General features: G+C 68.2%; 27 protein-coding genes and 2 tRNA genes. 15 read left to right on the top strand and 14 right to left on the bottom strand.

What is annotated here, in order from left to right; genetic code table 11:
- Window positions 1–22: 22 nt before the first annotated feature.
- Entirely contained in the window at window positions 23–727 is a 705-nt protein-coding gene (locus OV208_RS33070) for a lysoplasmalogenase (RefSeq protein WP_267577911.1), read from the top strand.
- Window positions 728–899: 172 nt separating this feature from the next.
- Here OV208_RS33070 and OV208_RS33075 read toward each other — a convergent pair whose 3' ends face one another.
- Window positions 900–1253, bottom strand: a complete 354-nt coding sequence (locus OV208_RS33075) for an EthD domain-containing protein (RefSeq protein ID WP_267577912.1) — start codon at window positions 1251–1253, stop codon at window positions 900–902.
- A gap of 245 nt (window positions 1254–1498) precedes the next feature.
- Between OV208_RS33075 and OV208_RS33080 the strand changes: the two genes are divergently transcribed.
- The 5 genes from OV208_RS33080 (at window position 1499) to OV208_RS33100 (ending at window position 4247) form a co-directional block, all read left to right on the top strand.
- Complete coding sequence (locus OV208_RS33080) at window positions 1499–1951, top strand: GNAT family N-acetyltransferase (RefSeq protein ID WP_267578058.1); 453 nt, start codon at window positions 1499–1501, stop codon at window positions 1949–1951.
- 194 nt (window positions 1952–2145) lie between these two features.
- The gene (locus OV208_RS33085) at window positions 2146–2367 is read left to right on the top strand and encodes a hypothetical protein (RefSeq protein WP_267577913.1); all 222 of its coding nucleotides are present in this window, start codon (window positions 2146–2148) and stop codon (window positions 2365–2367) included.
- A gap of 46 nt (window positions 2368–2413) precedes the next feature.
- Window positions 2414–2884, top strand: a complete 471-nt coding sequence (locus OV208_RS33090) for a hypothetical protein (protein WP_267577914.1) — start codon at window positions 2414–2416, stop codon at window positions 2882–2884.
- Between the two features lie 319 nt (window positions 2885–3203).
- Complete coding sequence (locus OV208_RS33095) at window positions 3204–3746, top strand: DUF2378 family protein (RefSeq protein ID WP_267577915.1); 543 nt, start codon at window positions 3204–3206, stop codon at window positions 3744–3746.
- 105 nt (window positions 3747–3851) lie between these two features.
- The gene (locus OV208_RS33100; protein ID WP_267577916.1) at window positions 3852–4247 is read left to right on the top strand and encodes a type II toxin-antitoxin system PemK/MazF family toxin; all 396 of its coding nucleotides are present in this window, start codon (window positions 3852–3854) and stop codon (window positions 4245–4247) included.
- A 130-nt stretch (window positions 4248–4377) separates the two neighbouring features.
- Here OV208_RS33100 and OV208_RS33105 read toward each other — a convergent pair whose 3' ends face one another.
- The 7 genes from OV208_RS33105 to OV208_RS33130 form a co-directional block, all read right to left on the bottom strand.
- A complete protein-coding gene (locus tag OV208_RS33105) occupies window positions 4378–5181 on the bottom strand; it encodes an Imm49 family immunity protein (RefSeq protein ID WP_267577917.1) in 804 nt (267 codons plus the stop codon).
- Window positions 5182–5198: 17 nt separating this feature from the next.
- Window positions 5199–5789 carry an imm11 family protein gene (locus OV208_RS33110; protein WP_267577918.1) on the bottom strand — a complete coding sequence of 197 codons (591 nt, stop codon included), beginning with the start codon at window positions 5787–5789 and terminating at the stop codon, window positions 5199–5201.
- A 44-nt stretch (window positions 5790–5833) separates the two neighbouring features.
- Window positions 5834–6970 carry an AHH domain-containing protein gene (locus OV208_RS33115; protein WP_267577919.1) on the bottom strand — a complete coding sequence of 379 codons (1137 nt, stop codon included), beginning with the start codon at window positions 6968–6970 and terminating at the stop codon, window positions 5834–5836.
- Between the two features lie 4 nt (window positions 6971–6974).
- Entirely contained in the window at window positions 6975–7628 is a 654-nt protein-coding gene (locus tag OV208_RS33120; protein WP_267577920.1) for a beta-ketoacyl synthase N-terminal-like domain-containing protein, read from the bottom strand.
- Between the two features lie 378 nt (window positions 7629–8006).
- Entirely contained in the window at window positions 8007–8462 is a 456-nt protein-coding gene (locus OV208_RS41435; RefSeq protein WP_420715074.1) for a DUF1398 family protein, read from the bottom strand.
- Window positions 8463–8524: 62 nt separating this feature from the next.
- On the bottom strand, window positions 8525–9070 hold the full coding sequence (locus OV208_RS33125) for a hypothetical protein (RefSeq protein ID WP_267577921.1): 546 nt from the start codon (window positions 9068–9070) through the stop codon (window positions 8525–8527).
- A 373-nt stretch (window positions 9071–9443) separates the two neighbouring features.
- Window positions 9444–9926: a hypothetical protein gene (locus OV208_RS33130; RefSeq protein ID WP_267577922.1), complete on the bottom strand. Its 483-nt coding sequence runs from the start codon at window positions 9924–9926 to the stop codon at window positions 9444–9446.
- An 895-nt stretch (window positions 9927–10821) separates the two neighbouring features.
- Here OV208_RS33130 and OV208_RS33135 point away from each other — a divergent pair.
- From OV208_RS33135 to OV208_RS33150, 4 genes are all read left to right on the top strand, one after another.
- Entirely contained in the window at window positions 10822–11037 is a 216-nt protein-coding gene (locus tag OV208_RS33135) for a hypothetical protein (RefSeq protein ID WP_267577923.1), read from the top strand.
- A gap of 206 nt (window positions 11038–11243) precedes the next feature.
- Window positions 11244–11597 (top strand): calmodulin, encoded by a 354-nt coding sequence (locus tag OV208_RS33140; RefSeq protein WP_267577924.1) that lies wholly within the window; start codon window positions 11244–11246, stop codon window positions 11595–11597.
- Between the two features lie 476 nt (window positions 11598–12073).
- Window positions 12074–12214, top strand: a complete 141-nt coding sequence (locus tag OV208_RS33145; RefSeq protein ID WP_267577925.1) for a hypothetical protein — start codon at window positions 12074–12076, stop codon at window positions 12212–12214.
- A gap of 72 nt (window positions 12215–12286) precedes the next feature.
- Window positions 12287–12841 carry a hypothetical protein gene (locus OV208_RS33150; protein ID WP_267577926.1) on the top strand — a complete coding sequence of 185 codons (555 nt, stop codon included), beginning with the start codon at window positions 12287–12289 and terminating at the stop codon, window positions 12839–12841.
- A gap of 168 nt (window positions 12842–13009) precedes the next feature.
- Here the strand turns inward: OV208_RS33150 and OV208_RS33155 are convergent, their stop codons facing one another.
- Window positions 13010–14779 (bottom strand): SulP family inorganic anion transporter, encoded by a 1770-nt coding sequence (locus OV208_RS33155; RefSeq protein WP_324291435.1) that lies wholly within the window; start codon window positions 14777–14779, stop codon window positions 13010–13012.
- 173 nt (window positions 14780–14952) lie between these two features.
- On the opposite strand from OV208_RS33155, the gene OV208_RS33160 reads away from it, so the two are divergent.
- Together OV208_RS33160 and OV208_RS33165 are read left to right on the top strand one after the other, a co-directional pair.
- Window positions 14953–16449, top strand: coding sequence for a HAMP domain-containing sensor histidine kinase (locus OV208_RS33160; protein ID WP_267577927.1), 1497 nt, complete (start codon window positions 14953–14955; stop codon window positions 16447–16449).
- Window positions 16439–17884 (top strand): sigma-54-dependent transcriptional regulator, encoded by a 1446-nt coding sequence (locus OV208_RS33165; RefSeq protein ID WP_267577928.1) that lies wholly within the window; start codon window positions 16439–16441, stop codon window positions 17882–17884. Before OV208_RS33160 ends, OV208_RS33165 begins: the two co-directional genes overlap by 11 nt.
- Window positions 17885–18062: 178 nt before the next feature.
- On the opposite strand, the gene OV208_RS33170 is transcribed toward OV208_RS33165, so the two are convergent.
- From OV208_RS33170 to OV208_RS33180, 3 genes are all read right to left on the bottom strand, one after another.
- Window positions 18063–18136, bottom strand: a tRNA-Asp gene (locus OV208_RS33170).
- A gap of 11 nt (window positions 18137–18147) precedes the next feature.
- Window positions 18148–18219: transfer RNA gene (locus OV208_RS33175), tRNA-Val, on the bottom strand.
- 383 nt (window positions 18220–18602) lie between these two features.
- Window positions 18603–19109, bottom strand: coding sequence for a Spy/CpxP family protein refolding chaperone (locus OV208_RS33180; RefSeq protein ID WP_267577929.1), 507 nt, complete (start codon window positions 19107–19109; stop codon window positions 18603–18605).
- A gap of 315 nt (window positions 19110–19424) precedes the next feature.
- Between OV208_RS33180 and OV208_RS33185 the strand changes: the two genes are divergently transcribed.
- The 3 genes from OV208_RS33185 to OV208_RS33195 all read left to right on the top strand — a co-directional run bounded on the left by OV208_RS33185 (window position 19425) and on the right by OV208_RS33195 (window position 22292).
- Window positions 19425–19913 (top strand): NUDIX hydrolase, encoded by a 489-nt coding sequence (locus OV208_RS33185; RefSeq protein WP_267577930.1) that lies wholly within the window; start codon window positions 19425–19427, stop codon window positions 19911–19913.
- A gap of 63 nt (window positions 19914–19976) precedes the next feature.
- The gene (locus tag OV208_RS33190) at window positions 19977–20558 is read left to right on the top strand and encodes a DUF2780 domain-containing protein (protein WP_267578060.1); all 582 of its coding nucleotides are present in this window, start codon (window positions 19977–19979) and stop codon (window positions 20556–20558) included.
- A 123-nt stretch (window positions 20559–20681) separates the two neighbouring features.
- Entirely contained in the window at window positions 20682–22292 is a 1611-nt protein-coding gene (locus OV208_RS33195; RefSeq protein ID WP_267577931.1) for a hypothetical protein, read from the top strand.
- Between the two features lie 95 nt (window positions 22293–22387).
- On the opposite strand, the gene OV208_RS33200 is transcribed toward OV208_RS33195, so the two are convergent.
- A complete protein-coding gene (locus tag OV208_RS33200) occupies window positions 22388–22993 on the bottom strand; it encodes a PDZ domain-containing protein (protein ID WP_267577932.1) in 606 nt (201 codons plus the stop codon).
- A gap of 126 nt (window positions 22994–23119) precedes the next feature.
- A complete protein-coding gene (locus OV208_RS33205) occupies window positions 23120–23944 on the bottom strand; it encodes a hypothetical protein (RefSeq protein WP_267577933.1) in 825 nt (274 codons plus the stop codon).
- Window positions 23945–24132: the final 188 nt, after the last annotated feature.

A 24132-nucleotide genomic window follows, 5' to 3' on the forward strand; every position in this document is an offset into this window, starting at 1 on the left:
CCGGCGGGGTAAGGTGTCCGCCATGGGCCGGGAGCTGACAGGTGGAACGAGGATCCTCGCGGGCGTGGGCCTCGCGGGTGCGGTGGGCTTCCTGTTGGTCCTGGACCTGGAGCGCCGGGACATCCGCGTGGTCACCAAGGCGCTGCCGATGCTCTGCCTGCTCCTGTGGCTGTGGGAGCCCCGGGGGCGCTACTCGCGGTGGATCTTCGCCGGGCTGGCGCTCTCGCTGCTCGGAGACGTGCTGTTGGACGTGGGGCCGGAGTTGTTCCTGCCGGGGCTGGGCGCGTTCCTGCTGGCGCATGTCAGCTATGCGGCCGCGTACCTCACCGTGACGCGAAGGCTGCATCTGGCCAGGGCGCTTCCCTTCGGGGTCCTGGCCGTGGGAGCCAGCGTGGCCCTGGGGCCCGGGCTGGGAGGCATGGCGCTGCCGGTGATGGCCTATGTCGCCGTCATCTGCACGATGGGCTGGCGGGCCTGGGCCTTGATGGGAGCTCCGGGGCTGGCGCGGCGCGAGCAGTGGCTGGCGTTCGCGGGCGCGCTGCTGTTCGCAGCCAGTGACGGCCTGCTGTCCATCAAGCTGTTCGTGCGTCCCCTGCCCGGCGCGGGCTACGCCATCATGCTGCTGTACTGGGCCGCGCAGCTCTGCATCGCCCTCTCCGCGAGGGGGCCGGGCACGTCGGACGCCAGCGCCCTGGACCCCGGCGCGGCAGTGAAACAAACCGCCTGATGTCTGGCGAGAGTGCTGCCTGGATGCGCAGACCACGAGCAACTGCGTCTGCACCTACCAGCATACGTGGACGTGCGACATGCCCGCCGGAGGCTGAGCGCCCCCGTCGCTCGGCTCCGCACCGGGGCCGAGCGGTCGTGATGACTGCTCATGAGACGGAGGGGGCCACCGGTCACCCGGAGGTCGTCACGTGCTCCTCGACGACGTAGGCCCGGGTCCGTGAGCGTTCGAGGAAATTCTCTTCGTCCTTGGCGATCGCGTCACCGTTGGAAGGAGCGAAGAGCAGGGCCCCCCAGGCATGGAAGGCCTCCCGGTCGGGGAACACCAGCTCGGTGACGACGTCGAAATCGATCGAGCTGTCCTCCATGTTGAGCGCATCGCCTCGCACCAGGAAGTTGCGCTTGTAGACGATGGGCGGAGGCGCCAGGCCGCAGACCAGCCGCACGTGGTTCTTCTCGTAGTACTCGATGAAAGCCTGCGTCTCGAGTCCCTGCTTCTTCGTGAGAAAGGCGAGCACCTTCAACATGTCACGGCTCCAGCGAGTAGGGGTTGACCTCGGCCTCCACCCGAACGTACTGCGTCTGCTCGCGGAGCCGGGCCGTCCATTCGCTGGGCGCGTTGACGGGGCGCCAGGAGACGATGGTGGGAGTCGCGCAGAGAGGGTGTCGCGAAGGACGGGAGCGGTGGCGCGGGGCACGGCAGCATCGACCCCGGCGTGGGACGCGGGCTAGAGTCGGCTCGTCACTCGGCTCGCGGAGACCGGCTCTCTTGGTGATCCTGCACAACGTTACAGATGAAGACCTCCCGATCTTCTTCGAGCACCAACGGGACGCAGTCGCGCTGCGCATGGCCGCATTTCCGTCGCGGGAGCGCGATGCCTTCCTGACCCACTGGCGCACGAAGGTTCTCCGCCCAGAGAACGTGACCCGCACGATCGTCGTTGGCGGCTTGGTCGCTGGGTACATCGGCAGTTGGGAACAGGACGGCAAGCGCCTCGTCGCCTATTGGATGGGTCGCGAGCACTGGGGCAAGGGCATCGCGACACGGGCGCTCTCGGAGTTCCTCGTGCTTGAGTCGATTCGTCCGCTCCATGCGTGGGCCGCTGTCCACAACGTCGGGTCGATCCGCGTCCTCGAGAAGTGTGGCTTCCGCACGGCGGCCCAGGAGAACCAGCAGCACGCGGACGGAGTTGCTGAGGTACTCATGACGCTTGGTCCGAAATAGTATGAGCCGGGTTGCCCGCGGGACGCAGGCCGGTTCCCAGCGCACCGCGTCCTCAAGCAACTTCCCTGAAGGGGGGTAGAACGCGAAGGAGCGCCACCCTGTCAGGCCCGTGCTACTGCGCGGGCACTCCGATCGTCATCTTCACCGGCCGGATGTAGACTGGCGTCATCAAGACAGACGGGACAGGCGCACGGGTGGTCTGCTTCCGCCACCGCGATGCGCAGGGCGACCCGAAGCAGGTCGCGCTCCGAGACCGGCTCATCGCCGACGGCCGCTTCCACCTGGCGTCCTCCAGGGTCGGGGGAACGCGCTGGCCGCGCGCGACCGTCATGGCCCCCGCCACCAACGAACGGACCCTCCACGCGCTCCTGGAGGCGGTGAGGCTGGCCATGGGGCAGGTCCGGGACGAGGGCTGACGCGGGGAGAGACAGGCGGGGGGTGCGGGTGATGTGATTGCCTCTCATGGCACCTGAACCCACCGACGAGATCCGCATCGAATTCGACGCCCAGCAGAAGCTGGTGGGTGACCTGCCCCCGGTGAAGTGTGGCTTCTGTGGAACACCGTCGCGCGGCAAGCTGCTCCACCAGGGCATGCTGGCAGGGGGCTTTGGCTGGAATTGTCCCTGTGGGGCACGGGGCCTCCATGCACCCCTGTACGACCTGGACGAGCTCTACGAGGACGTCCTCGTAGCCTGGGGGCTCGATTCACGCACCCCGGACCACGCACCGGCCGTCCCCGTGGGGGAGTCGGGCCTGCTGTTCGCGAGCTACGTGGATGGCGATTCGCTGCTTGCGCAGTTGTTCGCCGAGGCGCGGCAACAGAGGGCCCAGGTCGCCGCCACCCGGATCGTCGCTCAATTCGTCATGCCCGGTCACACGCCCCCTGCCTGGACCTGGGATGTGCTCTGGGCCCGTCCTCGACCGCTGGGGTAGGATTCGCAATAGCCATTGGCCAGCAGCCATTGCCTGGACGCACCACGATGTAGAGGGAGCGCTCCAGGAAAGAGACCGCGTCACTGGATTCATCGGGCGGGAGACGCGAAACCCGGGATGCGGTGCGAAGCACACGATGCAGTGGGCTCCCTTCCGCGCGTCGCAGCAGGACGGGAATGGCTCAAGGCTTCCAAGGTATCACTGTTATTCAAGAAGGAGTGAACGCTTCGCGGGGTGCGGCCTTGCGTGTTCCCAGAGCGGATGCATTACCCTTGTGTGCACACGGCGGAATGGGACGCCGTGACCGGGGGGATGTCACATGAGTGATGAGATCGTCTATCGCCATACGATTGAAGGACTCTTCCGTTCCATTGGCAGACGTCTCACACCAGACCTCAAGAACAAGCTGCGAGACGCAGGGCTGGACCTCGACGTCCAGATTCCCCGCAACACGCCCCGGACGGTCTTCGCCGAGGTCCTGCGGATCACCGCGCAGCATCTGCATCCGGACGCGGAGGTGTCCGAGGGCTACCGGCAGCTCGGCATCAGTATCATCCAGGGCGTGGAGCAGACGATGCTGGGCAAAGCGCTCGTGTCGATGTGGCCCATCTTCGGTCCGGAGCGGGTCGTCGTCCGGATCCGGGAGAGCTTCGCCACCGTGAACAACTACCAGAAGACCGAGCTCGACACCCAGGGCCCCGCGCACCACGTCATCCGGGTGAGTGAGTGCAACGGGAACCCGGGCTACCTGCAGGGCATCATCGAGGCGGGGCTGACGAAGGCCGGGGCCCGGAACCTGCGGGTCGAACCCTTCGACTTCGACGGCCACGCCTGTTCCTACCGCGTCCGCTGGGAGCCCTGAGCCGCGGCGACCCGGAGCCCCTCGTCACCGCAGCAGGGGCTTTGCCCGTCCACCGCGCTGGGGTAGGAGTCCTGGCGCAGGGGTCACATTCCGCCAGGTGCTCGCATGGAGACGAAGACAGCCACACGCACGGACCGGGGACCGGGCGACATCCATCAAGGAGACCTTTTCTGGATGGAGTCGGACGAGTCACGAGGGTCGATTCCGGCCATCCCTCACCCCCACGTGGTGATCCAGGAGGATGTCTTCAACCGCTCCCGCATCCACACCGTGGTTGTCTGTGCATTGACCTCGAACCTGAAGCGGGCGAACGAGCCCGGCAACGTGCTGCTCGACGTGGGCGAAGGCAACCTGCCCCGGCAGAGCGTCCTGGTCGTGTCGCAGGTGTCGTCAGTCGAAAAGACCCGGCTGGGTGAATACATCGGGACGCTGTCCGACGAGCGGGTGCGACAGATCCTGGCCGGGATGCGCTTCCAGCAGGCGTCTTTCTTCAATCGTTAGCCATCACGGGCCGGGGGCTGTGGTGCCAGCCAGTCCCGGTGGGTCTTCGTCTTGGATTCGCGAGTCACGCCCATCCGCGAGTCAGCGGGGCGCCCCCCCTATCCTTCCGTGGAGCGAACGATGCGGGCCCTTACGTGGGAAGCCCCGCGTCCGGACGCATCCAGATGTCGAGTGGCAGTGGCAGCGTGCCGACAGGCAGACGCGCCATGTCTGGGATGTTGGGGTACTCGCGCTGCGTGGGCATTCCGCTCAGCTCCGCCAGCCGCAGCAGGGCCAACCCGTTCATGAACACGGCCCCGTCGGTGCGGCGCGCGTCCTCGGGGTAGGCGTCCTTCTTGCGGAAGAGGCGGGCACGCTCCTCGCCCGACGCGAGCAGTGCGGTGTGGAAGGTTTCGGCGTCGCGGAGCAACAGCGCCCGGCACACGTCGAGGTACGGGGCGTGCTCGCCCTCCACCACGTGGGCCCAGCGCTCCAGCATCGCCTGGAAGTCGTGGTCCTCCGCCATGTGCAGGTGCAGGTGCAGCAAACGCTTCTGCATGAATCGGTGCAGGAGGAAGTCATCCTCGTACTCGCAGCGGGGCTCGTGGCGGTCCGGAGACAGCCGCGCCAACTCCGCCGCCACGTCGAGCTGCCCGGCCGCGACCGCGTCCACGAAGGAGAAGTTCCTGCTTCCGCAGAGGAGGATGGGCTCGAAGCGCCTGCTCGTGGCCAGGCGCAGCATGGAGACTCGTGCGAGCGCGGACTTGCAGAGCAGCACCTGGAAGCGGTCCGTGCGGGCCTCGGCCAGCAGCTCGCACAACGCCAGCCGGTGGTACATGAAGGCGGCGACGCCATGGGCCCTCCCGGTGCGCTCCGCGTCTGTCTTTTCGGAGATGCTTTTCAGGGCGTTGCCCAGGGCGAACCAGGCGTTGTCTTGAATTGTTTCCAGGTCCATGGCGCGCGCCTCGGCGGTCAGACGAAGTAGCCCCGCTCGCCCATGGCCACATAACGGACCCCGGTGACGCCGTTCTGCTCGAAGGTGGCACGCAAATCATCGCGGATGATGAGAAAGCGTGGCATCGCCCCCAGGCGGAAGAGCTTCAGCTCCGTGGACACTTTCACCGGGTCCAGTTGGAGCTGGGTGATGACCTCGAACTTCCCGGGTGCACCCACGGTTTTCTCCCCGCGGGTCTTCTTCAGGTCGGCGCAGTCCTGGCTGCCAATGACGTTGGCGATGGAGCAGTCCGGAGCGACGGCGCGGCCCTTGTGGTCGTGGAGCGCGAAAGGCAGGAACTCGATCTCCACCCCGGCTTCCTGCTCCAACAGGGTCTTCATCCGCCCGGAGACAAGGTACAGCAGCAGGGTGTTGGGAACGAAGTCCGGGACGACGAGCCCAAGGTGGCGCGCGGCCATTTCCAGCCGGACGCCCGAGGGATACTTGTCCGCCATGGGCACCCCCTTGGCCGCGGGCCAGGAGGTCTTGTTCAGCTCGCCGGGCAGCGTGTTGACCAGGCAGTTCTCGTCCGTACGGTCCGGAATGAGGAGGAAGTAGTCGTGGGCCATGAGGTGTACCAGAAGAGGAAAAAAGGGGCGCGTCGGGGCTCCACCTAGGCGGAGGCTGCCGCTGCGAAGACTTGGTCCAGCGTCACGTCGTTGCCGGACAGCCCCTCGCGAAGGCCTGTCTTGCGCAGCTGCTTGCGCAGCGACTTGGAGATGTTCTCCAGCCGCGCCTTCCAGGGCTTGCTCTCGGCCTCGGACAGTTCGGGGTGCCCTTCCTGCTTCTCCTGTTGCTCGCCAACATCATTGCGCACCGCGCGGATACGGGCTTCGAGGGTGTTGCTGTAGCCTGGATGGCTGTTGACGTGGGCAGGCAGCAGGAAGACCGTGCCCATCTTGTGCTGCGTGGGCAGGATGATGATGTTGATGCCCCTGTTGATGTTGTATGTGAGCTGTTGCAACAGCGCCATGTCCACCCCAAACGCCTCGGCGAGGGCGTTGGTCGGGATGATGTGGTGAGCCTCATGGTGCCAGGGCTTGTTGCCGTCTGACCAGAAGTTCTCGCCTGACAACCCCATGTCCCAGGCCCCGGCGGTGACAAGGGGGTTGTTGCGATCCTCGCGCGAGGCCAGGCGCATCTTGAGCTGCCGTTTCCTGCCCGTCTCCACCCGCTTCTTCCCTTCTGCTTCCGTTTCACTGGCGGGCCTGTCGTCGTCGGAATTGTACTTCCAGGAGGTCGCGGCCAACAGTCGCTTGCGTTCCCTGCTGCCTTCCAGATGGAAGCGCAGGTTGTACCAATACGCCTCGTTGGCGACGTGGTACCGGATGGCGTTTTCCTTGTGGTCGTGACCATCGAAGATGGCCCGCCCGGGTCTCCATCCCGTCGCGGGACCTCGTTGCTCCCGGACACAGCGGGTGACGCAGCCCTTGTCCTCCCCCGGCTGGTGGCTCTCCAGGGTCGTGAGCTGCGCCATGTGCGCGTCCTTCTCCGCCTTGTTCGCCTTCTTCTGGGCATTCTCGGCGGCCTTCCCGGGCTTCTCAGCCTCGCGGAGCTCCTTGCGGGCCTGGGTCAGGCTTTTCTTCTCCTGCTCGGCTTTGGCGAGGTTTTTCTGGGCCTTGTCCAGGTCTGGCTGGGCCTGGGCGGCCTTTTCGCGGGCCTGCTCCGCCAGGACCTGGGCCTCGCGCCCCTTGGTGGCCGCTTCGGAATAGTGAGCCGTTGCTCGCTGCAGTGCTTCGCCCAGGTCCATGGCTCTACCTCGTTTGAGTGGGTGATGAGAGCAGGTCCTCGACGAGCACCGCGCCCCGCGCCTCGTCGTCTCCCAGGAGCAGCACCAGGGCCGCACGGCTGCCCGCGTAGTCCCGCCTGAAGCCTCGCACAGCCAGGCACACGGCGGCTGCCCCTGTGGCCGCGCCCGTCTCCCCGAACGACACGGGGGGAAACCACTGCCGGAAGTCGTCGGTCAGCACCGCTCCTCGCAGACGCACCAGCGCTGTGCCGAAGTCGCGGGCCCGGAACTCGTCACCATTGAGGTTGACGATGACAAGCCCCGGACGCGCCTGGGTCTCCCGGAGACAGGCCTCGGTGACGGCCGTCAGGGCGACGCCCTGGGGGGGCCCCCCCGAAAAGCGGTTGAAGGATTCCTCCGCCATCGCCGAGGCGCTCAGCAGTGCCTCGGCCCGCGCACCGCGCGCCCGCGCGGCATCCGCCCGCTCCAGCAGAACGAATCCGGCTGCCTCTCCCGGGAAGAACCCGGAAGGCTTCTGCTCCGTGCGCAGCAACCCCAGCGCATGGACATCCGCCAGGGGAGTGCCATGCACACAGGTGTCGATGCCGCCGATGATGCATCGGTCGAGTTCGCGAGTGCGCAGCCGCCGGACGGCCTGCGTCACAGCCTGAGCGAACACCGCGGGTCCTCCGTAGAAGCAGGAGCGCAGCGCAGGAGGAATGGGAAGCGCACGCCGCGACAACAGGGGCCGTGTTGCCCTTGCCGACACCGTAGACGATGCCCGCGCCCGCGAACTCCACGCTCGCGAGGCCCGAGCCGAACGCATTGTCTCCCACGGACGCCGCAACGTGATAGCGGCCATCGGGAACCTGGAGCCGGAATTTCCCTCCGGTCGTCACCACGAAGCTGGCGAGGCGTGGATCGCGGGCGCCGCTGCGGTCGCCTCGGGTCTGGAGACCGGCCGCGTCCTGCCATCCCCAACCTCGGGTCGCGTCGAAGGCCGAGTCGTCGGCCACCGCCCAGCCCACCACCGTCGGCGGCCCGGGAGGCTGGAAGTTCAGGACGACCCTCTCGCGGGTCGCGTTCGGAAGGACCTCGAGAGAGGCTTGGGCATCGACCGGCCCGACCTTCGCGTGGAGCGCAGCAGCTCGCCAGATTTGGAATGGTACGAACAAGTCATTCCAACCGGGTTCATGACCCAGGTACACACCCCTGCGGCAGCCAATTGCCTGACGAACGTGAAGTAGTCCATCTCCCTTCGGCCATGCGCGTCGAGGGCTCGCCGCATGGCTTCTCGATCTGCCCCGTCCGAAACCGCATACGCTTCATGAACGGGCGCGGATGAGAGCTTGTTGCCCCTGATATCGAAGTACTCGGAGTGCCCGTCCGAAATATACGTCGTGTATGTGAAAACGCCCAGCCCGTGCAGGTCTGCCAGGTACTTCCGAACCGTTTCCTGGGTCACCCCTTCGTGGGCCCGGTCGATGTCCTCCAAAGTGAATGCGATTTGCATGGCCGGCAGCGTATGCAGAGGCTCCGAACCGTCACAATCTTGCTGCGCCCCGACGGCCTGGGTCACGGCGTGCGCTGCCACTCCACCAGCGTCCAGACAAAGTAGATGATCGCGGCCAACCCCCCGAGACCCAGGAGGAACACCGGCCCATGGACAAGCAGGACCGTGTTCATCGCGTAGAGGAGTCGGCGCGCTCGCGTCCGAGGAGGCCCGAACGCGTCCTCCAGCCTGCGGGCCTCCTCCTCGGTGACGAGGAACAACGGCGTGTCCGTCACCTCGTCGATGATGAAGGATTGCCACCGGGGGACATGGAAGCGCCCCTGGCCGTCCCGGTCGAGGTAGGTCTCCATCACCTTCGCCTGCTCCAGGTCCTCCACGCGTTTCCAGAGCGTGCCGCCCGGCGGGGAGTCGTCGTCTTCGCGGAGGCAGCTCACCTCGAAAGAGATGCGCGAGGAGAGCATCTCTGGAGGGCCTCGGAACACGCGCGCCACCCGTCCCATCACCACCGCTTCGCCCGATGTTCCAGGCGGCAGCTCGACGCGCTCAATCTCGACTTGAACGTGCAGCGCCGCGTCCACCGCGGCGCGAGCGTATTGGTCGGGGGGCATGGCCATCGTTGGAGCCTACCCTGGCCCTCCCTGTGACTTCCGCGGCCTGGGAGGAGGGCCCCGCGCGGCCAATCAGCAAGGAAGCGAGAGGGGTGCACGCGATTCTGGAGCACCTGGGATTGCCCACGGCAGGTGCGCGTCTGGCCCCGACGCGAGCGCCCCCGCAGGCCGCGTGGTGTTGAGGCTCAAGCCGCCACAGCCAAGAGCGCCAAGCCCCTGCCGCGCACCTCATGGGAGCGTGGCCAGGGCCGGCGTGGCTGCGAGCATGTCAGGCCACAGGCCCCAGTTCTGGCTGCTGAATCTGCTGGGACCTGGAAGCCCACACAAGCCCCCCCGAGCGCGGGATGCTTTTGAGCGCCAGAGGAGAACCCGCTCAGGGCTCGCGGAAGCCGCCGCGCACCCACTCGTTGGCGACGTCTCGGGTGAACTTGAAGTTCACCGGCACGCGATGCTTCGCGACGGTCGCGCCCGCGTCGTCGATGGCCGAGAGCAGCGCGTGGGGCTCATACTCATCGGCCACGATCTCGAGCCGAACCTCGTACCAGCGGCCCTCCCAGGCGATGGAGAGCTTCTTGGTCATGGCCTGGTCGCGCTGTCGCGCGGAACGGTCCAGGACCTCCGAGGCCGTTTTCACGAAGGTCGCGAATGCCGTCGCATCGAAGGGCTTGGGATTCTTCTTATCGCGGCCCATCACCCACGGACTGATGAGGGCGGGCTCGGAAAGCCCCTGCTTGTGAATTTCCACGGCCCAGCCGTCGTCCTCCTCGTTCTTGATGACCCTGGCCGTCCAGCCGTTCTTCCGCCAGAACGTAGGTTCCATGACTTCGGGCTCGGCAGGCGTGCGCTCATTGCTCATGGGCATTCCTCATACCCTCTGATGGCCCCTTGCCCAGAGAAGTATCTGCCCCCTGCGCTCGACCTCTTCTCGGCCGAGCGCGCCGATGCAATCCCAGTCGTCCTCAGCTCACGGAGGGCACTGGGAGAGGCAGAACGCCTGGCAACTGCCACAGACGGACTTTGGAGCAGGCTTCGGGCCCGTCTGGGGGCGTAGAGGCACGGGCAATACACCTTGTCACGGCTATTGACGCACTCCCAGCGTGTCTCCCCGTGCTTGACCTGCCCCTGCTCGTCCGGCTGGCCGCCTCGCCCATCTCTTCCGCGCCGCCACAGCCCGCCAGCAGTCCGACCGACACCAGCCGGGGGCACGGCTGATGGTCGTGGATGAGCAACCGGAAGACCAGGAGGACCGGGTGGGCAGGCCCTTCATCCGGTCAGGCGGGCCTTCGACACGCCCTGGGCAAAGGCGTGGATGGCGACCTTCCACCCTTCTGCGCTCCTGCGCATATTGGCGGTGAGGAAATCCCAGTGAAGGCGAGCGCGGAGACCGCGTGCAGCGTCACGATGCTCATCCAGCCTTGACGGGGGTGGTTCCTTCCTGGGAACAGTCTTTCCCGCCAGGAGGGGGGGGCCCGCCTGGCCCCGACGCGAGTGCCCCCGCGGGCCGAGGGGTTGTCGAGGCTCAAGCCGCCACAGCCAAGAGCACCAGGCCCCTGCCGCGCACCTCATGGGAGCGTGGCCATGACCGGCGTGTACCCCAAGGGGGCTCAAGCGGCCTCTCCACCGGCTGGGCTCACTGCTCGGGCGGCCCCCGCCCGCGGCCCTCCTCGGATCCTCCGCTCCAGCCCTCACCCTCGACATGGCTTCTCTCCCGCCTCTACGCGCTCATCGGCACACCCACTTCCTGCCTGCCCATGGTGGAGATCGGCGCTGATGAGTCGGCCTGCTTCATCGACTTCGGCGTCGACGAGAAGGCGGTGCTCGCGGCGCTCTCGCACCTGGTCGAGCTGAAGCAGCTCGTTGACGACGATGCGCAGCGCCTGCGCCGCGTGCTGACCGAGTCCCTGGAAGAGCGGCTCCCGGGACATCCCCCGGGGTCTCCTCAAGCTGCGCCGAGGCTGGAGCGATGATGACAACCGAATCGGAGTGGGAGTAGCGAATCGCCCACCTGTGGGCCAGTGCAGGGTCGAGCCCCGCGTCGAGTCGCTCACGGCGCGCAGGGGCGCCCCCACGCATCGCACTGGCAGGTTCCAAACACACCCATCCACCCCAAAGCCAGTTCCCAGAGAAAACCCAATCATCTACACCGGGCGGCCACCACAAAAGGAGCCTCGCAATGGCAACCTCCACGCGCTTCGTCTTCACCCAGCCCAGCTCGCCTGGGGCCGAATTCGTCATTGAGCTGACTGACGAGTCGACGATTTCCCACGCGCGCCGCATTCTCGCCGGAGAGGAGAAGAACGAGGTTCATGTCCACGGGCGCATCATCAAGAGGACCGCGCCCTACAATCCGAAGTTCTCGTTCCACATCGACCCCTCGACCATCCGGTTCTTCGCGATGGCCATCGAGGTGTGCGACGCCAACATGATGTACGTCGAGGAGCACCTGGACGAAGCCGGCGGCGCGTTCCTCCCTGGCAGCCACTGGTGCCCGTGGGATTCGAGGCTGACGCGCGAACTGAAGGGGTAGGCGGCGCGCGCCGCGACCTCATGTCGCGGTGCTCGCCGAGCACGGTTCCCGTCTGACGACAAGCCACCCCACCCTCACGCCCCCGTGACGAGTGCGCGTCGCCAGGTCTTCGGGACCGGCTCCTGGGAGCGGATCTCACGCGCCCCCACGAAGGCCGCCAGCGACTTCTTTGCGCTGGCGACCGCTCGGGCCGGCTCCGCGTACCGCGCGGCCGCCTCCTCGGCGTGGACGGCGTTGTCAGCCCCCGTCTGCGGCCCTCCTCGGATCCTCCGCTCCAGCCTTCACCCTCAACATGGCTTCTCTCCCGCCTCTACGCTCGAAGTGACCCACTGGAGGGCCTTCACGCACGGCGACCACTTCCCCGCGTGGGAGGTGCCGGACGCGTTGGCGCAGGACCTGCGGGAGTTCGCCAGTACCTTGTCGCCCTGAGCGGTATGGGGTGTGCTGCGAACCCTCCCCTCACGGAAGGAACTCCGGTGAATCTCTCCCTCGCGCGTCTCATCCTCGGCTGCGTCCTGTCCACCTCCCTGAGCGCCTGTGACGCCAGCGTCGCCGACGATGACGACACGGACACCGGCGGCGACAACATGGTCGTGACCGGCATCTGGAGCCGTTAGGGCAGCGAGTTCGGCTATCAGACCGACATCGCGTATGGCGGCATCGCGGGCCAGTCGTCGGACCGGGTGTACATGTGCGAGTTGCCCGGCTCCCCCTCCGCGGGCCTCTACAAGGGCCGGCTCATCAGCCCGCGGATGATCCGCTGGGATGCGAACCACAACCTGCCCGACTACGAGGTCGTGTTCGAGGGCACCACCATGCGCTTCAAGCCCCAGAACGGCACCAACACGTTCCTGGGCCAGTACCAGCAGGGCACCTGGACGCCCGGGGCCTGCGACTTCACGCTGAAGGACGGCGAGCTCATCGACAACTCGGCCACCGCCTACGTGGTCTTCGACAACAGCGGGGAGACGAAGATCAACAGCGTGAAGATTGGCGGTGAAGGAATCCCGGTGAAGGCGAGCGCGGAGACCGCGTGCAGCGTCACGACGCTCATCCCTCCTGGCACCGGGAACAACGGCGACCTCACCGTGTCCATCAGCTACAGCGGCGTGGGCGTCAATGGGCCCTACAGCCGGACCCAGACCCACTCCATGTACCGGTCGGACTTCAAGCCGGGCTGCAACAAGCTCGCGGTCGAGTTCGGCTGCGGCGCGCTCGCCGTCTGCGTCTATCCGGTCCCGTAGCCTCCAGAGAGCCCCCGCGAGCCCCGGGGTGTCGAGGCTCAAGCCGTCACAGCCAAGAGCGCCTGGCCTCTGCCACGCACCCCATGGGAGCGTGGCCAGGGCCGGCATGTACCCCAAGGGGGCTGCCCGGCCGCTCCACCGGCCGGGCTCACTGCTCGGGCGGCCCCGTCAGCGGGCCTCCTCGGCTCCGCCCCTCCAGCCCTCACCTCCAACAGGGACATGGCCCATCTCCTGCCGATGCGCATGCGCGGGCTCCATGGGCGCTGGATGCACGAGGCCTGCTCCCAAGAGCGCCTCCTCGAGGGAGCCGTGCATCCGCGCTTCGAGCAGGTGTTGCGCAAGCGGCTCGAGCGCGGCCTCCAACTGGGGCGGCACCTTCACCAGGGCCAGGTGCGCGCTGCGCACGGAGAGGAACTCCGCCAGATACTTGAGCGTCGCCACACCGGCGGCGTCCACGAGCGACACACGCGACAGGTCGATGACCACGAGCTTCGCCCAGGGTGGGCCGTCGACGAGATCGTAGAGCTTGAGGTGGTTGATGAACAGGATGGGCCCGCCCACGCGCGCAACCAGGAGGTCCAGCGCCTGGGGGGCGTTGGGCGCTTCCGGGGATTGCACGTGCAGGTTGCGCTGCAGCTGCGACGCATCCGTCACCCGCTGCACCTCCAGCCGCAGGGCGCCGTGGCGCCGCACGTAGAGGAGGGTCGCCAGCGCGAGCCCGGCACCGATGCCGGCGAACACGTTGAACATCGCAATGCCCAGCGCGGTGACGAGCACCACGCTCAACGTCGACTTGGACTGATTCCACATGGCAACAAGGCCCTCCAGGTTGAGCAGCCGCACCCCCACGACGAGCAGGATGGCGGTGAGTGCGGCAATGGGGATGCGCGCCACCAGCGGCGCGAGAAGCGCCATGGCCACGAAGAGCCACAGTGCATGCATGACGGAGGCGGCGCGGGTGCGCGCGCCCGCTTGAATGGACGCGCTGGCGCGCACGATGGCGCCCATCACCGGGAAGCCGCCGCACAGTCCGGCCGCGACGTTGGCCAGCCCTTGCGCGACCAGGTCCTGGTCCAGGTCACTGTGGGTGCGCGCACCCGTGAGCGCATCGAGCGAGCTCGTCGCGAGCAGCGAGCCGAGCGACGCAAGCAGCGCGAGGCCCAAGGCCGCCGGCAGGAGTCCCGCGAGGTGCACGCCTTCGAAGGACGGCAGCGTCGGCATGGGCAGCGAGCGCGGCAAGGCGCCCACCGCGTCGTAGCCCGCCCCGAGCCAGACCATGAGCCCGGTGCCGAGCGTCAGCCCCACGAGCACCGCGGGGATGCGCTTGTGCAGCCGGGGCAGGGTCAACATGGCCAGCGCCGTGAGGGCTCCGGCAGCAACCCCGAGCCAGCCCACGTGCCCGCCCCAGGTGCGCTGCAGCACGAGCGCCACGGCATCCGCGTGCGTGCCCTCCACCGCGAACAGCCGCGGCAACTGCGTGTTGAGCAGCAAGAGCCCGATGCCCACCGTGAAGCCCATCACCACCGGACGGGGGATGAGCCGCGCGAACCGCCCGGCGCGCACGAGCCCCAACGCCACCTGCATGGCGCCCGCGAGCACCGTGGCAATGGCTAGGCCCGCGGCCCCATGCGCCGCCACGATGGCCGCGGCCAGGGGCAGCAGCGCCGCCTCCGGGCCCGTGACCTGGAAGCGGCTGCCACCGAGCAGCCCGCCCACGATTCCAGCCACCACGCCGGAGACGAGCCCCACGCTCGCGGGCAGTCCCGCCGCGGTCGCGAGCGCGACATTGAGAGGAAGTGCCACGCACGCCACGCTCAAGCCGGCGGCCGCATCGGCTGGCAGGCTGCTTGGGTGCACCATCTCGCGCCAGCCGTGGATGAGCTCGCCCGCACGCTGGGTCCAGAAAGGTCGCTTGGAGAAAACGGTCGTCGAACGCATGGACGACGGCGTCTTTCAGATGTCGTGCCAAGGCCGTGTCCGAGGGCAGCGTGCCCCCGCTGTCGGTCCATCCCAGCAGACCCCCTGTCGGCTCAGACCAACACTGTCGGGGCCGACAGACGGCCATGCGAAGTGACGGGGCGCGCGCATGGAAGCGCGTTAGATTGCGCGCCATGTTGGTGCTTCGACTGCGCTCCCGGCTCCTGTTGTCCTACGCGGTGGTCACCGCGCTGCTGGTGGCGGCGTTCTCACAGATGGCCGTGGGCCTCATGCGCACCCACGAGCTGGTGGCAAGCCTGCGCCAGCAGGAGCTCGCATCCTTCGAGCAAGAGCAGCGTGTGTACGTCGCGGCCTGGGCGCTCGAATTGGCGGTGCGGCGCGGTGTGGTGGCCTGCGAGCAGCACGACAGCAGCGCGCCCACCGTGCACCGCGCTGTCGCCAGCTCACGCCAGGTGCTCCAGACCGCGCTCGGCGCCGGCACGATGCAGCTCGATGCGGGCATCCGCGCGAGCGCCCAGGACTATGTGCGGTACGCCCTGCAATTGGAGCAGGCCGGCACCTGTGAGTCGATGCTGTCGTTTCCCCTGCGTGAGCGGCGGCTGCAGCTGGATGAGGCCCTCACCACGGTGTGGTCCGAGCGCACGCGGGACATGCGCCTGGCCATCCAGGCGAAGGAGGACCGCGCGCGCTCCATCGCCTCGGCGGCGCTGCGCTCAGGCGGACTCTTCGGCCTCCTGGGCATCCTCGCCGCGGGAGGGCTCGCCTTCGCCCAGGCGCGCGCGGTGTCGAACTCGGTGGCGCTGCTCTCCACGCATGCGCGCCGCATTGGCCAGGGCGACTTCAGCCCGCTGCCCCCCTTGCGCGGACCCGAGGAGCTGCGCGCGCTCTCGCTGGATCTGGACCGCATGCGTGGGCGCCTGGCGGAGCTGGACCAGCTCAAGAGCGCGTTCGTGGCCTCGGTGTCGCACGACCTGCGCACGCCGCTGGCCCGCGTGCGCGGAGCCCTCTCGCTCCTGGGCGATGGCAGCACAGGCCCCCTGACGCAGCAGCAGGCCCGCGTGGTGAAGCTCGCACAGGCAGCGTGCGAGCGTGAGATCCGCCTGGTGACCTCCGTGTTGGATTTGTCACGCGTGCAGTCCGGCCAGCCGCTGCAGCGCAATGCCGGGGCCTCGGTGGACCAGATTGTCCAGAACGTCCTTCAGGACCTCGTCTTTGAAGCGGATGAGCGCAAGGTCCAGCTGGTGTACGACGCAGCCGCGAAGCCCGTGCGTGCGCCCATGGATGACCCTCTTGTCGAGCGCGCCCTGTCCAACCTGGTGAGCAACGCCATCGCGGTCTCCAGCGCGGGCCAGACGGTGCGCATCACGTGTGAGCTGGTGAGCCGCAAGCGCCCTGGCGCCGCCAGCCCCATGCCCGCGGTCCAGCTGTCCGTCGCGGACCAGGGCCCAGGCGTGCCCGTGCACGCGCGCGAGTGGATCTTCCGGTCCTTCGCGAGCCTCGAGGTGGGCGGGCGCCGCAGCACGGGCCTGGGCCTTGCCATCGCGCGCGAGATGATCACCGCGCACGGAGGCGAGCTGTCGCTCGCGGACACGTCCGGGCCTGGAGCCACCTTCACCTTCTGGATTCCCCTTGAAGACCCTACGTCACCTGGAAGCCGCCTTGACACATGAGCCCTCCGTCCAGCAGCCCCATGTGCTCCTGGTGGACGATGACCTCCAGCTCGCGGAGCTCATGTCCATCCGGATGACTTCACGCGGCTACCACGTGACCGTGGAGAGCGAGGGCAAAGGCGCCCTGCGCAGGCTCGCGCAGGAGCGCGTGGACGCAATGGTGCTCGACCTGCGCCTGGAGGACATGGATGGAATGGATGTGCTCCGGGCCGCGCGACAGCGTGCTCCCGAGCTGTCTGTCATCATGCTCACCGCGCACGGCTCCATCGAAACCGCGGTGCAGGCAATGCAGGAGGGGGCCTACGGCTTTCTCACCAAGCCGTTTCACGACCACGAGCTCATGCAGAAGCTCACGCACGCGCTCGAGCGCTCGCGGCTGCGCCGGGAGGTGGCCGAGCTGCGGCGGCGCATGGGTGAAGACGGTGAGCCCCTGCTCCTGGGCATCAGCGAGGCCACTTCGCGCGTGCGCGAGGTGATTGCCCGCATTGCCCCCACCGACGCCACCGTCCTGCTCACCGGCGAGAGTGGCACCGGCAAGGAGCTGGCGGCGCGGATGCTCCACGTGCTTTCGCGCCGCAACGCGAAGCGCTTCGTCGCCGTCAACTGCGGCGCCCTTCCGCCAGAGCTGCTGGAGAGCGAGCTGTTTGGACACGTGAAGGGCGCGTTCTCCGGGGCCGTGCGCGAGCGCGAAGGCCTGTTTGGCGCGGCCAACGGCGGCACGCTGTTCTTGGATGAAATTGGCGAGGCGTCCCCGTCCGTGCAGGTGAAGCTCTTGCGCGTGCTGCAGGAGCAGCGGCTCACGCGCGTGGGCGCGGACGTGGAAGAGCCCGTGGACGTGCGGGTGGTCGCCGCCACCAACCGAGACCTCGCGGAAGAGGTGGCCGCGAAGCGCTTTCGTCAGGACCTCTACTTCCGGCTGCACGTGGTGCCCATCGAGCTGCCACCCTTGCGCGAGCGGATCGAGGACATCCCCTTGCTCGCGCAGCTCTTCCTAGAGCGCACGGCGAACCGCTATGGCCTGCGCCCGCCGCGCCTTGCGCCTGCGACGGTGGAGCTCCTGCAGCGCTATGGCTGGCCTGGCAACGTCCGGGAGCTCATCCACGAGATGGAGGCCGCGGTGCTCCTGGCCGGCACGGACGAACTTCAACCGCGACATGTGCCTCGCCTCGGTCAGGCGCTGGAGCGCCCCCCAGCCGAGAGCGCGCAACTGCCAGGCGTTCCAGGCGGGACAGCGGCCTTGCCCTCGCTGCGCGAAGCACGCGATGCGTTCGAGCGCGCCTACCTCGAGGAGGCCCTGCGCCGCAGCAACGGCAGTGTCAGTGCCGCGGCTCGAATGGCCGGGCGCAACCGGAGCGACTTCTACGACCTGCTCAAGCGGCACGGACTGTCGGCCGCAGACTTCAAAGGAACATCCGAGGGTGGGCTCTCACGCTGAGCCCGCGCGTCGGACGCGGAGCCTACGCGTGGGTGCGCTGACGCACGCCTGCGTGGGTGCGCGGAGCTTCGGCTGCGCGGTAATTGGTGAGGGCCCACGCGCCACGTCGGAGGGGCGCGCTGGGGAAGCGCAGAAAGACGAAAGGCCCGGAACCTTTCGGTTCCGGGCCCTTCAGTGACGAGGAGTACGGGACTTGAACCCGTGGCCTCCGGCGTGACAGGCCGGCGTTCTAACCAACTGAACTAACTCCCCACAAAATCTCTTGGGCGGAACAGGGATTGAACCTGTGACCATCGCCTTGTAAAGGCGCCGCTCTACCGCTGAGCTATCCGCCCTTGGCGGCCCGCCGTTGCTTCAGTGAGGCCGCTTGTACCGAGCCCGTACGCCTCAGTCAAGCATACGTTTTCGTCCCCCTGATCATTCCGTTCCACCCCCTTTTCGGGGGTCGGATCCGGACCCCGGATCCACCCTACCCGGCCCGCACCTTCCACCGCCGCACGCGGCGACGGGAGCGGGGAATCATCAACACGGCCCCCACCAACAGGACCACCGGTACGAACACCAACATCGTCTGCATCTGCGCCCCCATGTTCCCGGAAACATACGCAGACCCTCTGACATCCTGACGGGGAGTTCGTGACTTTCAGGAAACGACGTTCCAACAGGCGGGTTTCCGGTCCTCCGGGCGGACGGGAGGTCAGGCCACGCGCTTCCTGGGCTACTCCCCAGGGGGAGGACCGCCCCGGCCTCCATGCCCTGGCCGGTGGGCCGCCATCTCCGCCTGGATGAGCGTCCGGGCATGGGTCTTCTGGGCATCGCTCAGGAGCTGTTCGGCCTCCTGGTAGGCCTGGGTGTCGTTCGTGCGCAGCTGGTCGAAGAGGCCCTGGGCCTGCTCCCGGTTCGCACGGCGCGTGGCGTCGTCCGTGCCGCTTCCCGACGGCGGGCCCTGGGGGCGCATCCCGTCTCCGGGTGGCCGGGGCGGCCTCAGCGCTTCGAGGGACTGCTTCAGGGGCGCGTTCTTCGTGTCCAGCGCCGACTGGATCCGCTCCAGACCCGCGGCCTGGGTGTCGGTGAGGGCCAGGTCCTGACGGTGCTCGAGCAGCATCTGGACCTGGGACTTGCGCTCGTGGGGCGGCCGGGGCGCGGACTGGGTGGTGGAGGTGGTGGCTTCGGCGAAGGCGGGAACGGACAGCAGCAGGCCCAACATGAACAGGTGGCGCTTCATGGTGACGCTCCTCCATGGTTTCGCGCGGGGTGCGCGGGATGACCGCACCCGGAAGCCGGGGCCTGGCGGCACGTGGACACCGTGGGGGGCCGACTGGGAGGGGTTTGCCCCCCACGAAGGCCCGTGTCGCCGAGGCCCGGGGCTTCCGGGCTGACAGGACGAGATGGTGCGCCGCGCATGTGCCGCGAAAATGTCCCTCGCGTTACCGATTGTGTTTCCCACTCCGACGGTCCGTACGACCGCTTTCCCACCTTGCGGGCAGGCACGGTCGCGGTATGTCCGCGCGTCCCTTCCCCTCCTCCAGGAGACGCGCTCATGCCCTACACCCCCATCGTCGCCACGCTGGGCTACGTGCTGTCGCCGGACGGGCAGCAGGTCCTGCTCATCCACCGGAACGCACGGCCGGAGGACGCCCACTACGGCAAGTACAACGGGCTGGGCGGCAAGCTGGACCGGGATGAGGACATGGCCGCGTGCATGCGCCGGGAGATCCGTGAGGAGGCCGGCATCGAGTGCACGCGCATGGTGCTCCGGGGCACCCTGTCCTGGCCCGGCTTCGGCAAGCACGGCGAGGACTGGCTGGGCTTCATCTTCCGCATCGACGCCTTCGAGGGCACGCCCCTGGAGAAGAACCCCGAGGGCTCCCTGTCCTGGGTCCCGGTGTCGTCCATCCTGTCCCTGTCGCTTTGGGACGGGGACCGGCACTTCCTGCCGCTCGTGTTCGACGCGGACCCCCGCCCCTTCCACGGCGTCATGCCCTACGCCAACGGCCACGCGGTGAGCTGGTCCTTCACCCGACTGTAGCGGCCCGGACGCAGGGCCTGGGGCCCGTCCGCGGACCAACGCTCGCGCGACCGCCCCTCACGGATTCCCGCGAGCTTTCCCTTCCGGCCCGCTACAACCTCCGCCTCTCACGCGGACACGAAGGAGCGCGGCATGGACCTCATCGGACAGCTCTCGCAGCAGCTTGGAGTGGATGGCACGCAGGCACAGGGGCTCGCGGGCTCCCTCCTGAAGATGGTGCAGGGCACGGTGCAGGAGAAGGTCGGCCCGGACGCGGCGAAGCAGATGGACCAGGCCATCCCGGAGATGCAGGGCTGGCAGCAGAAGGCGGAGGCCCAGGCCCCCGCGGCCGACGGCGGGGGCCTGATGGGCGCCCTGGGCGGTCTCATGGGCGGTGGCGGAGGCGGCGGCCTGATGGGCGCCCTGGGCGGCGCGGCGGCCCACGCGGGCGAGGTGGCCGGCGTGGTCGCCATCCTCCAGCGCTTCAACCTGGACGCGGGCAAGGCCACCCTGGTCGCCCCCCTCCTCCTCGACTTCCTCAAGTCCCGGCTGGACCCGGGCCTCGTGGGGAAGATCCTCGCCGTGGCCCCCATGCTCGCGGGCGGGGGCGGCTCCCAGGGCGGGGGCGGGCTGGGCGGAATGCTCGGCGGACTCCTGGGCAAGTAGCACCCGGGCCCCGGGCCGGAAACGTCCCGGGGTTTCGGAAGATGCGGCCAGGAATGCAAAAGAATTCCGGCCCGGATGTCCTGGAAGGGTGAGGCAGCTTCCACCCTGCCCAGGAGCCTGGCCATGACCTTCCTCTCGCGCATGCAGCCTTCGATGGTTCCGGTCGCCCCGCGTCGGCCGCCCGAGCCGCCGACGCAGGGACCCGCGAACCGTCCGGCGCAGCAGCCCGCCATCGGGCGCGCGGCGGATGTGTTCGAGGCAGGGGGACCGGGGGGGCCCCTTGCCGGTGGCGGTGTCGCGGGTGGGGTGGAGGCTGCGCACGGGGGCCTGGGAGTGGCGGGCGGCGTTGAGGGGGCCGCCCTGCCCGGGTTGCAGGCGTCGGGGGGCGTGGGGGCCTCCGCGGAGCCGCCGGGGGTCCTGGAGCAGTTGCAGGAGTCCGCGCGCCAGAACCTGCCCGGCTACGCCTGGCTGGAGTCCAAGGTGGACGGGACGCTGAAGGCGCTGAGCAACGCGAAGCCCGAGGTGCTCGACGCGCAGAAGCAGATCGAATCCATGAAGCCGGGCGACAAGTACTCGCTCTCCGGTGGCTTCGACGGTGGCTTCAAGATGGGCCGGCTGAACACGAAGGCGCAGTACGAGGTCAGCTGCGACGCGGAAGAAAAGACAGACCCGAACACGGGCGTGAAGGAAAAGAAGCCTGTCTACACCTTGAGCATGGACGCGGAGGTGCTGGGAGGGATTGGCCCCGGCAAGGTCAAGGCGCTGGACCTCAAGGCCCTGGGTGGTGGCGGAGGCAAGGTCGAATACAAGCTCGACACACCGCAGGACGTGGCCAAGGCGCAGGACATCCTGGGGCGCATGCAGTCCGGTGCGGAGTGCAACATCGCCGGCACGCCCAGGCCGCAGCCCTCCGCCGAGGAGCTCGACTGGCTCCAGAGCAAGATGTCCGCCCTGGAGGTGCGTGGCGCCAGCGTCGCGCAGGTGGCCGTGGAGTTGGATCTCAAGGGGACGCTGGCGGACTCCGTGAGCGGGGGCATCAAGGGCCGCGCGGAGAAGTCGCTGCGCATCGAATACAAGGACGGAAAGCCCTCCGAGCTCGTGCTGAAGGAGAACATGCAGGTGGAGCTCAGCGGCGGCCTGAGCAAGGGCCTGGGTCCGAAGGGCACGCTCACGGGGCCGGACAACATGAAGCTGCCCTTCGAGGGCGGCGTGTCGCTGGGCGGCAGCGGCAAGGTCAACGGCAAGGTGGAGATGGAGACGCGCTATCCCATCCCCTCCGGCGTGACGGTGGACAAGCTCCTGGAGGATCCGAAGGGCACGCTCGGCGCCGCGAAGGAGGAGATGGGGGCCGGCAAGAAGAGCAAGGTCACGCTGTCGATGGAAGGCTCCGGCACGTACCAGGGCAACGGCGCGGGCGTGGCGGTGGAGGTCAGCATCGAGGGCAACTCGCGCAAGCTCCAGGAGAGCGGCGCCCTGGGCCGTCTGCTCACCGGCGACGTGCCGGGCTCGCTGAAGGCCGCGGGCAAGGACGCGGACGTGAGCCTCAAGGCGACGCCGTACACGCAGAAGGGCATCGCCCTGGCGCCTGAAATCAAGGTGGGCCCCTACTTCAACGCCAGTTGGGAGCTGGAGGTGTCGCGGCGCACGGCCATCGTCCCGCCGATGGAGAAGAAGGGCACCGCCGCGGACCTGGCCGAGTGGATGGAATCCCAGCAGACGCAGAAGGCGGCCTGAGCCGTCCCGGCGTCCCCTTGCGCATTTCGATGGAGGAGATGCACGTCGCGACGGCCCGCGCGACGTGCGTCTCCTCCATGCAGTCCCAGGCCATTTCAGCGTGCGCGCGTGAAGGTGAGCGACAGTGGCTGACCTGCCCGGTGGAATGACAGCACCGCCGGGCTGCCCGGTGCGCCCAGTTCGCGCCGCCGTGCCTCGCCCGTGTCCAGCACCACCGCCCCGTCGATGGAGCGCACCACGTCTCCCACCTGGAGGCCCGCGACCTGCGCGCCCTCCAGGATGGCGCTGACGATGACGTCCTTGCCTGTCATCGCGAAGCCGAGCCCCAGCCGCCCCGGCTCCACGCGCTGAGGACCCAGGCGCCAGTCCCCCAGGGCCTGCGTCTTGCCGGAGGCGAGCGTCACCTGGCGGTCCACCAGCTCCCTGCCCCGGCTCCAGGCGGTGAGCCGGTGCGCGACCGGCGCCAGGTCCTTCAATTCGAAGCGTCCGTCCGCCTCTCGCATCGGCTGTTCCACGGAGGCCGTCGCCACGTCCTGCCTTGAGGCCCGCGGGCCACCGGACGCCGGAGCGCCTATTGGCGTGGACGCTGTCGCGGAGTCCTCGCGAACGGTCACGGGCTGCACGCCCGCGCGCAGCCACACGAAGACCAGGGACAGCACGAGCACCAGCCCGGCCAACGCCGCCAAGACCTTGCGAGACATGCTCCCTCCGGGGAGGTGGGGGTCGCGCCCCAAGACACCTCACCCGGGGCCCCGGTTCCAGGGCCGTCCCGCTTTTCTACCCGTCTCCCAAAGACCCGGCCCGTGACAGGCCGGGCCTTCCGACGTTCAGAGCGGGAGGATGGCCAACCGCAAGCCCACGGTGAACAGCCCGTGGAAGCCGTCATCCACGTTGGCCAGCGTCCCAGGGCGTTCGCCCACGCCGGTGATGTTCAGCGTCTGGGTTCCGGTGCGCACCGTGTAGTTACCAATCGACGCGGTGATGATGGGCCCCACCGAGAAGGAGCGGGAGAGGCGGATGTCGCCGCCCAACGCGATGCGCGCGAAGGTCGGGCCCCTGTCGGTGACGCGCGTGTCCACCTCCGCGGGAAGGACGACGCCCGGCGCCACCGGGACCTGCGTGGTGCCCTGCACGTGGCTCTTGAGGAACTCCAGACCCACGCCCAGGCCAATCCAGGGGTCGAAGTGGCCCATCGGCGACAGGTGGTAGCGGATCTCCGGCCCGACGCGCCACTGATAGGTCGAGCAGTCGAAGCCCGTCGGGCACGACACTGGATTCTCCTTGGTGAAGACCTTCTCCCAACTGCCCCACACGCCCAGATAGAATTTCGGCGTCGCGCGGAAGCCCACCTCCACGATGACGGGAATGGACACCTTCGCGGAGTCGGTGATCTTCAGGCTCTCCACCGTGCCCGCGGGGCTCATGCCGTCCTTGTAGACATACCCCGCGCCAAAGCCCACGTTCCCGCTCACCGCGAACTCCGGTCCGATGCGCCCCTCGTGCTTCACCTGCTCCGTCGTCACGGTCGTCGTGCGCGTCTCCGTCTCCGTTTCCGTCAGGGGCTCGGAGTCCTGTGCCTGCGCCGACGTGACGACCCCCAACGCGACGGCGAGTGACAGCGTCCAGCGGAACGGCGAGTTCATCGTGCTCATCCGGTGCTTCCTCCGTGTTCGGGATGGATGCGGACGCAAGCAAGCCCCGCGCTCCGTTAGAAGCCACCAGCCCCCGGTGCGCGCCGCCACCCGACAGACGGTCACCCGGAGCGACCAGTCGAGGACACCCGCCTCGTCCCCCGGGGAGGCAACCCGCCACGGCGGAAGGCGAAGGGGAACAAAAGCAA

The organism is Corallococcus sp. bb12-1, assembly GCF_026626765.1.
Lineage (GTDB): Bacteria > Myxococcota > Myxococcia > Myxococcales > Myxococcaceae > Corallococcus > Corallococcus terminator.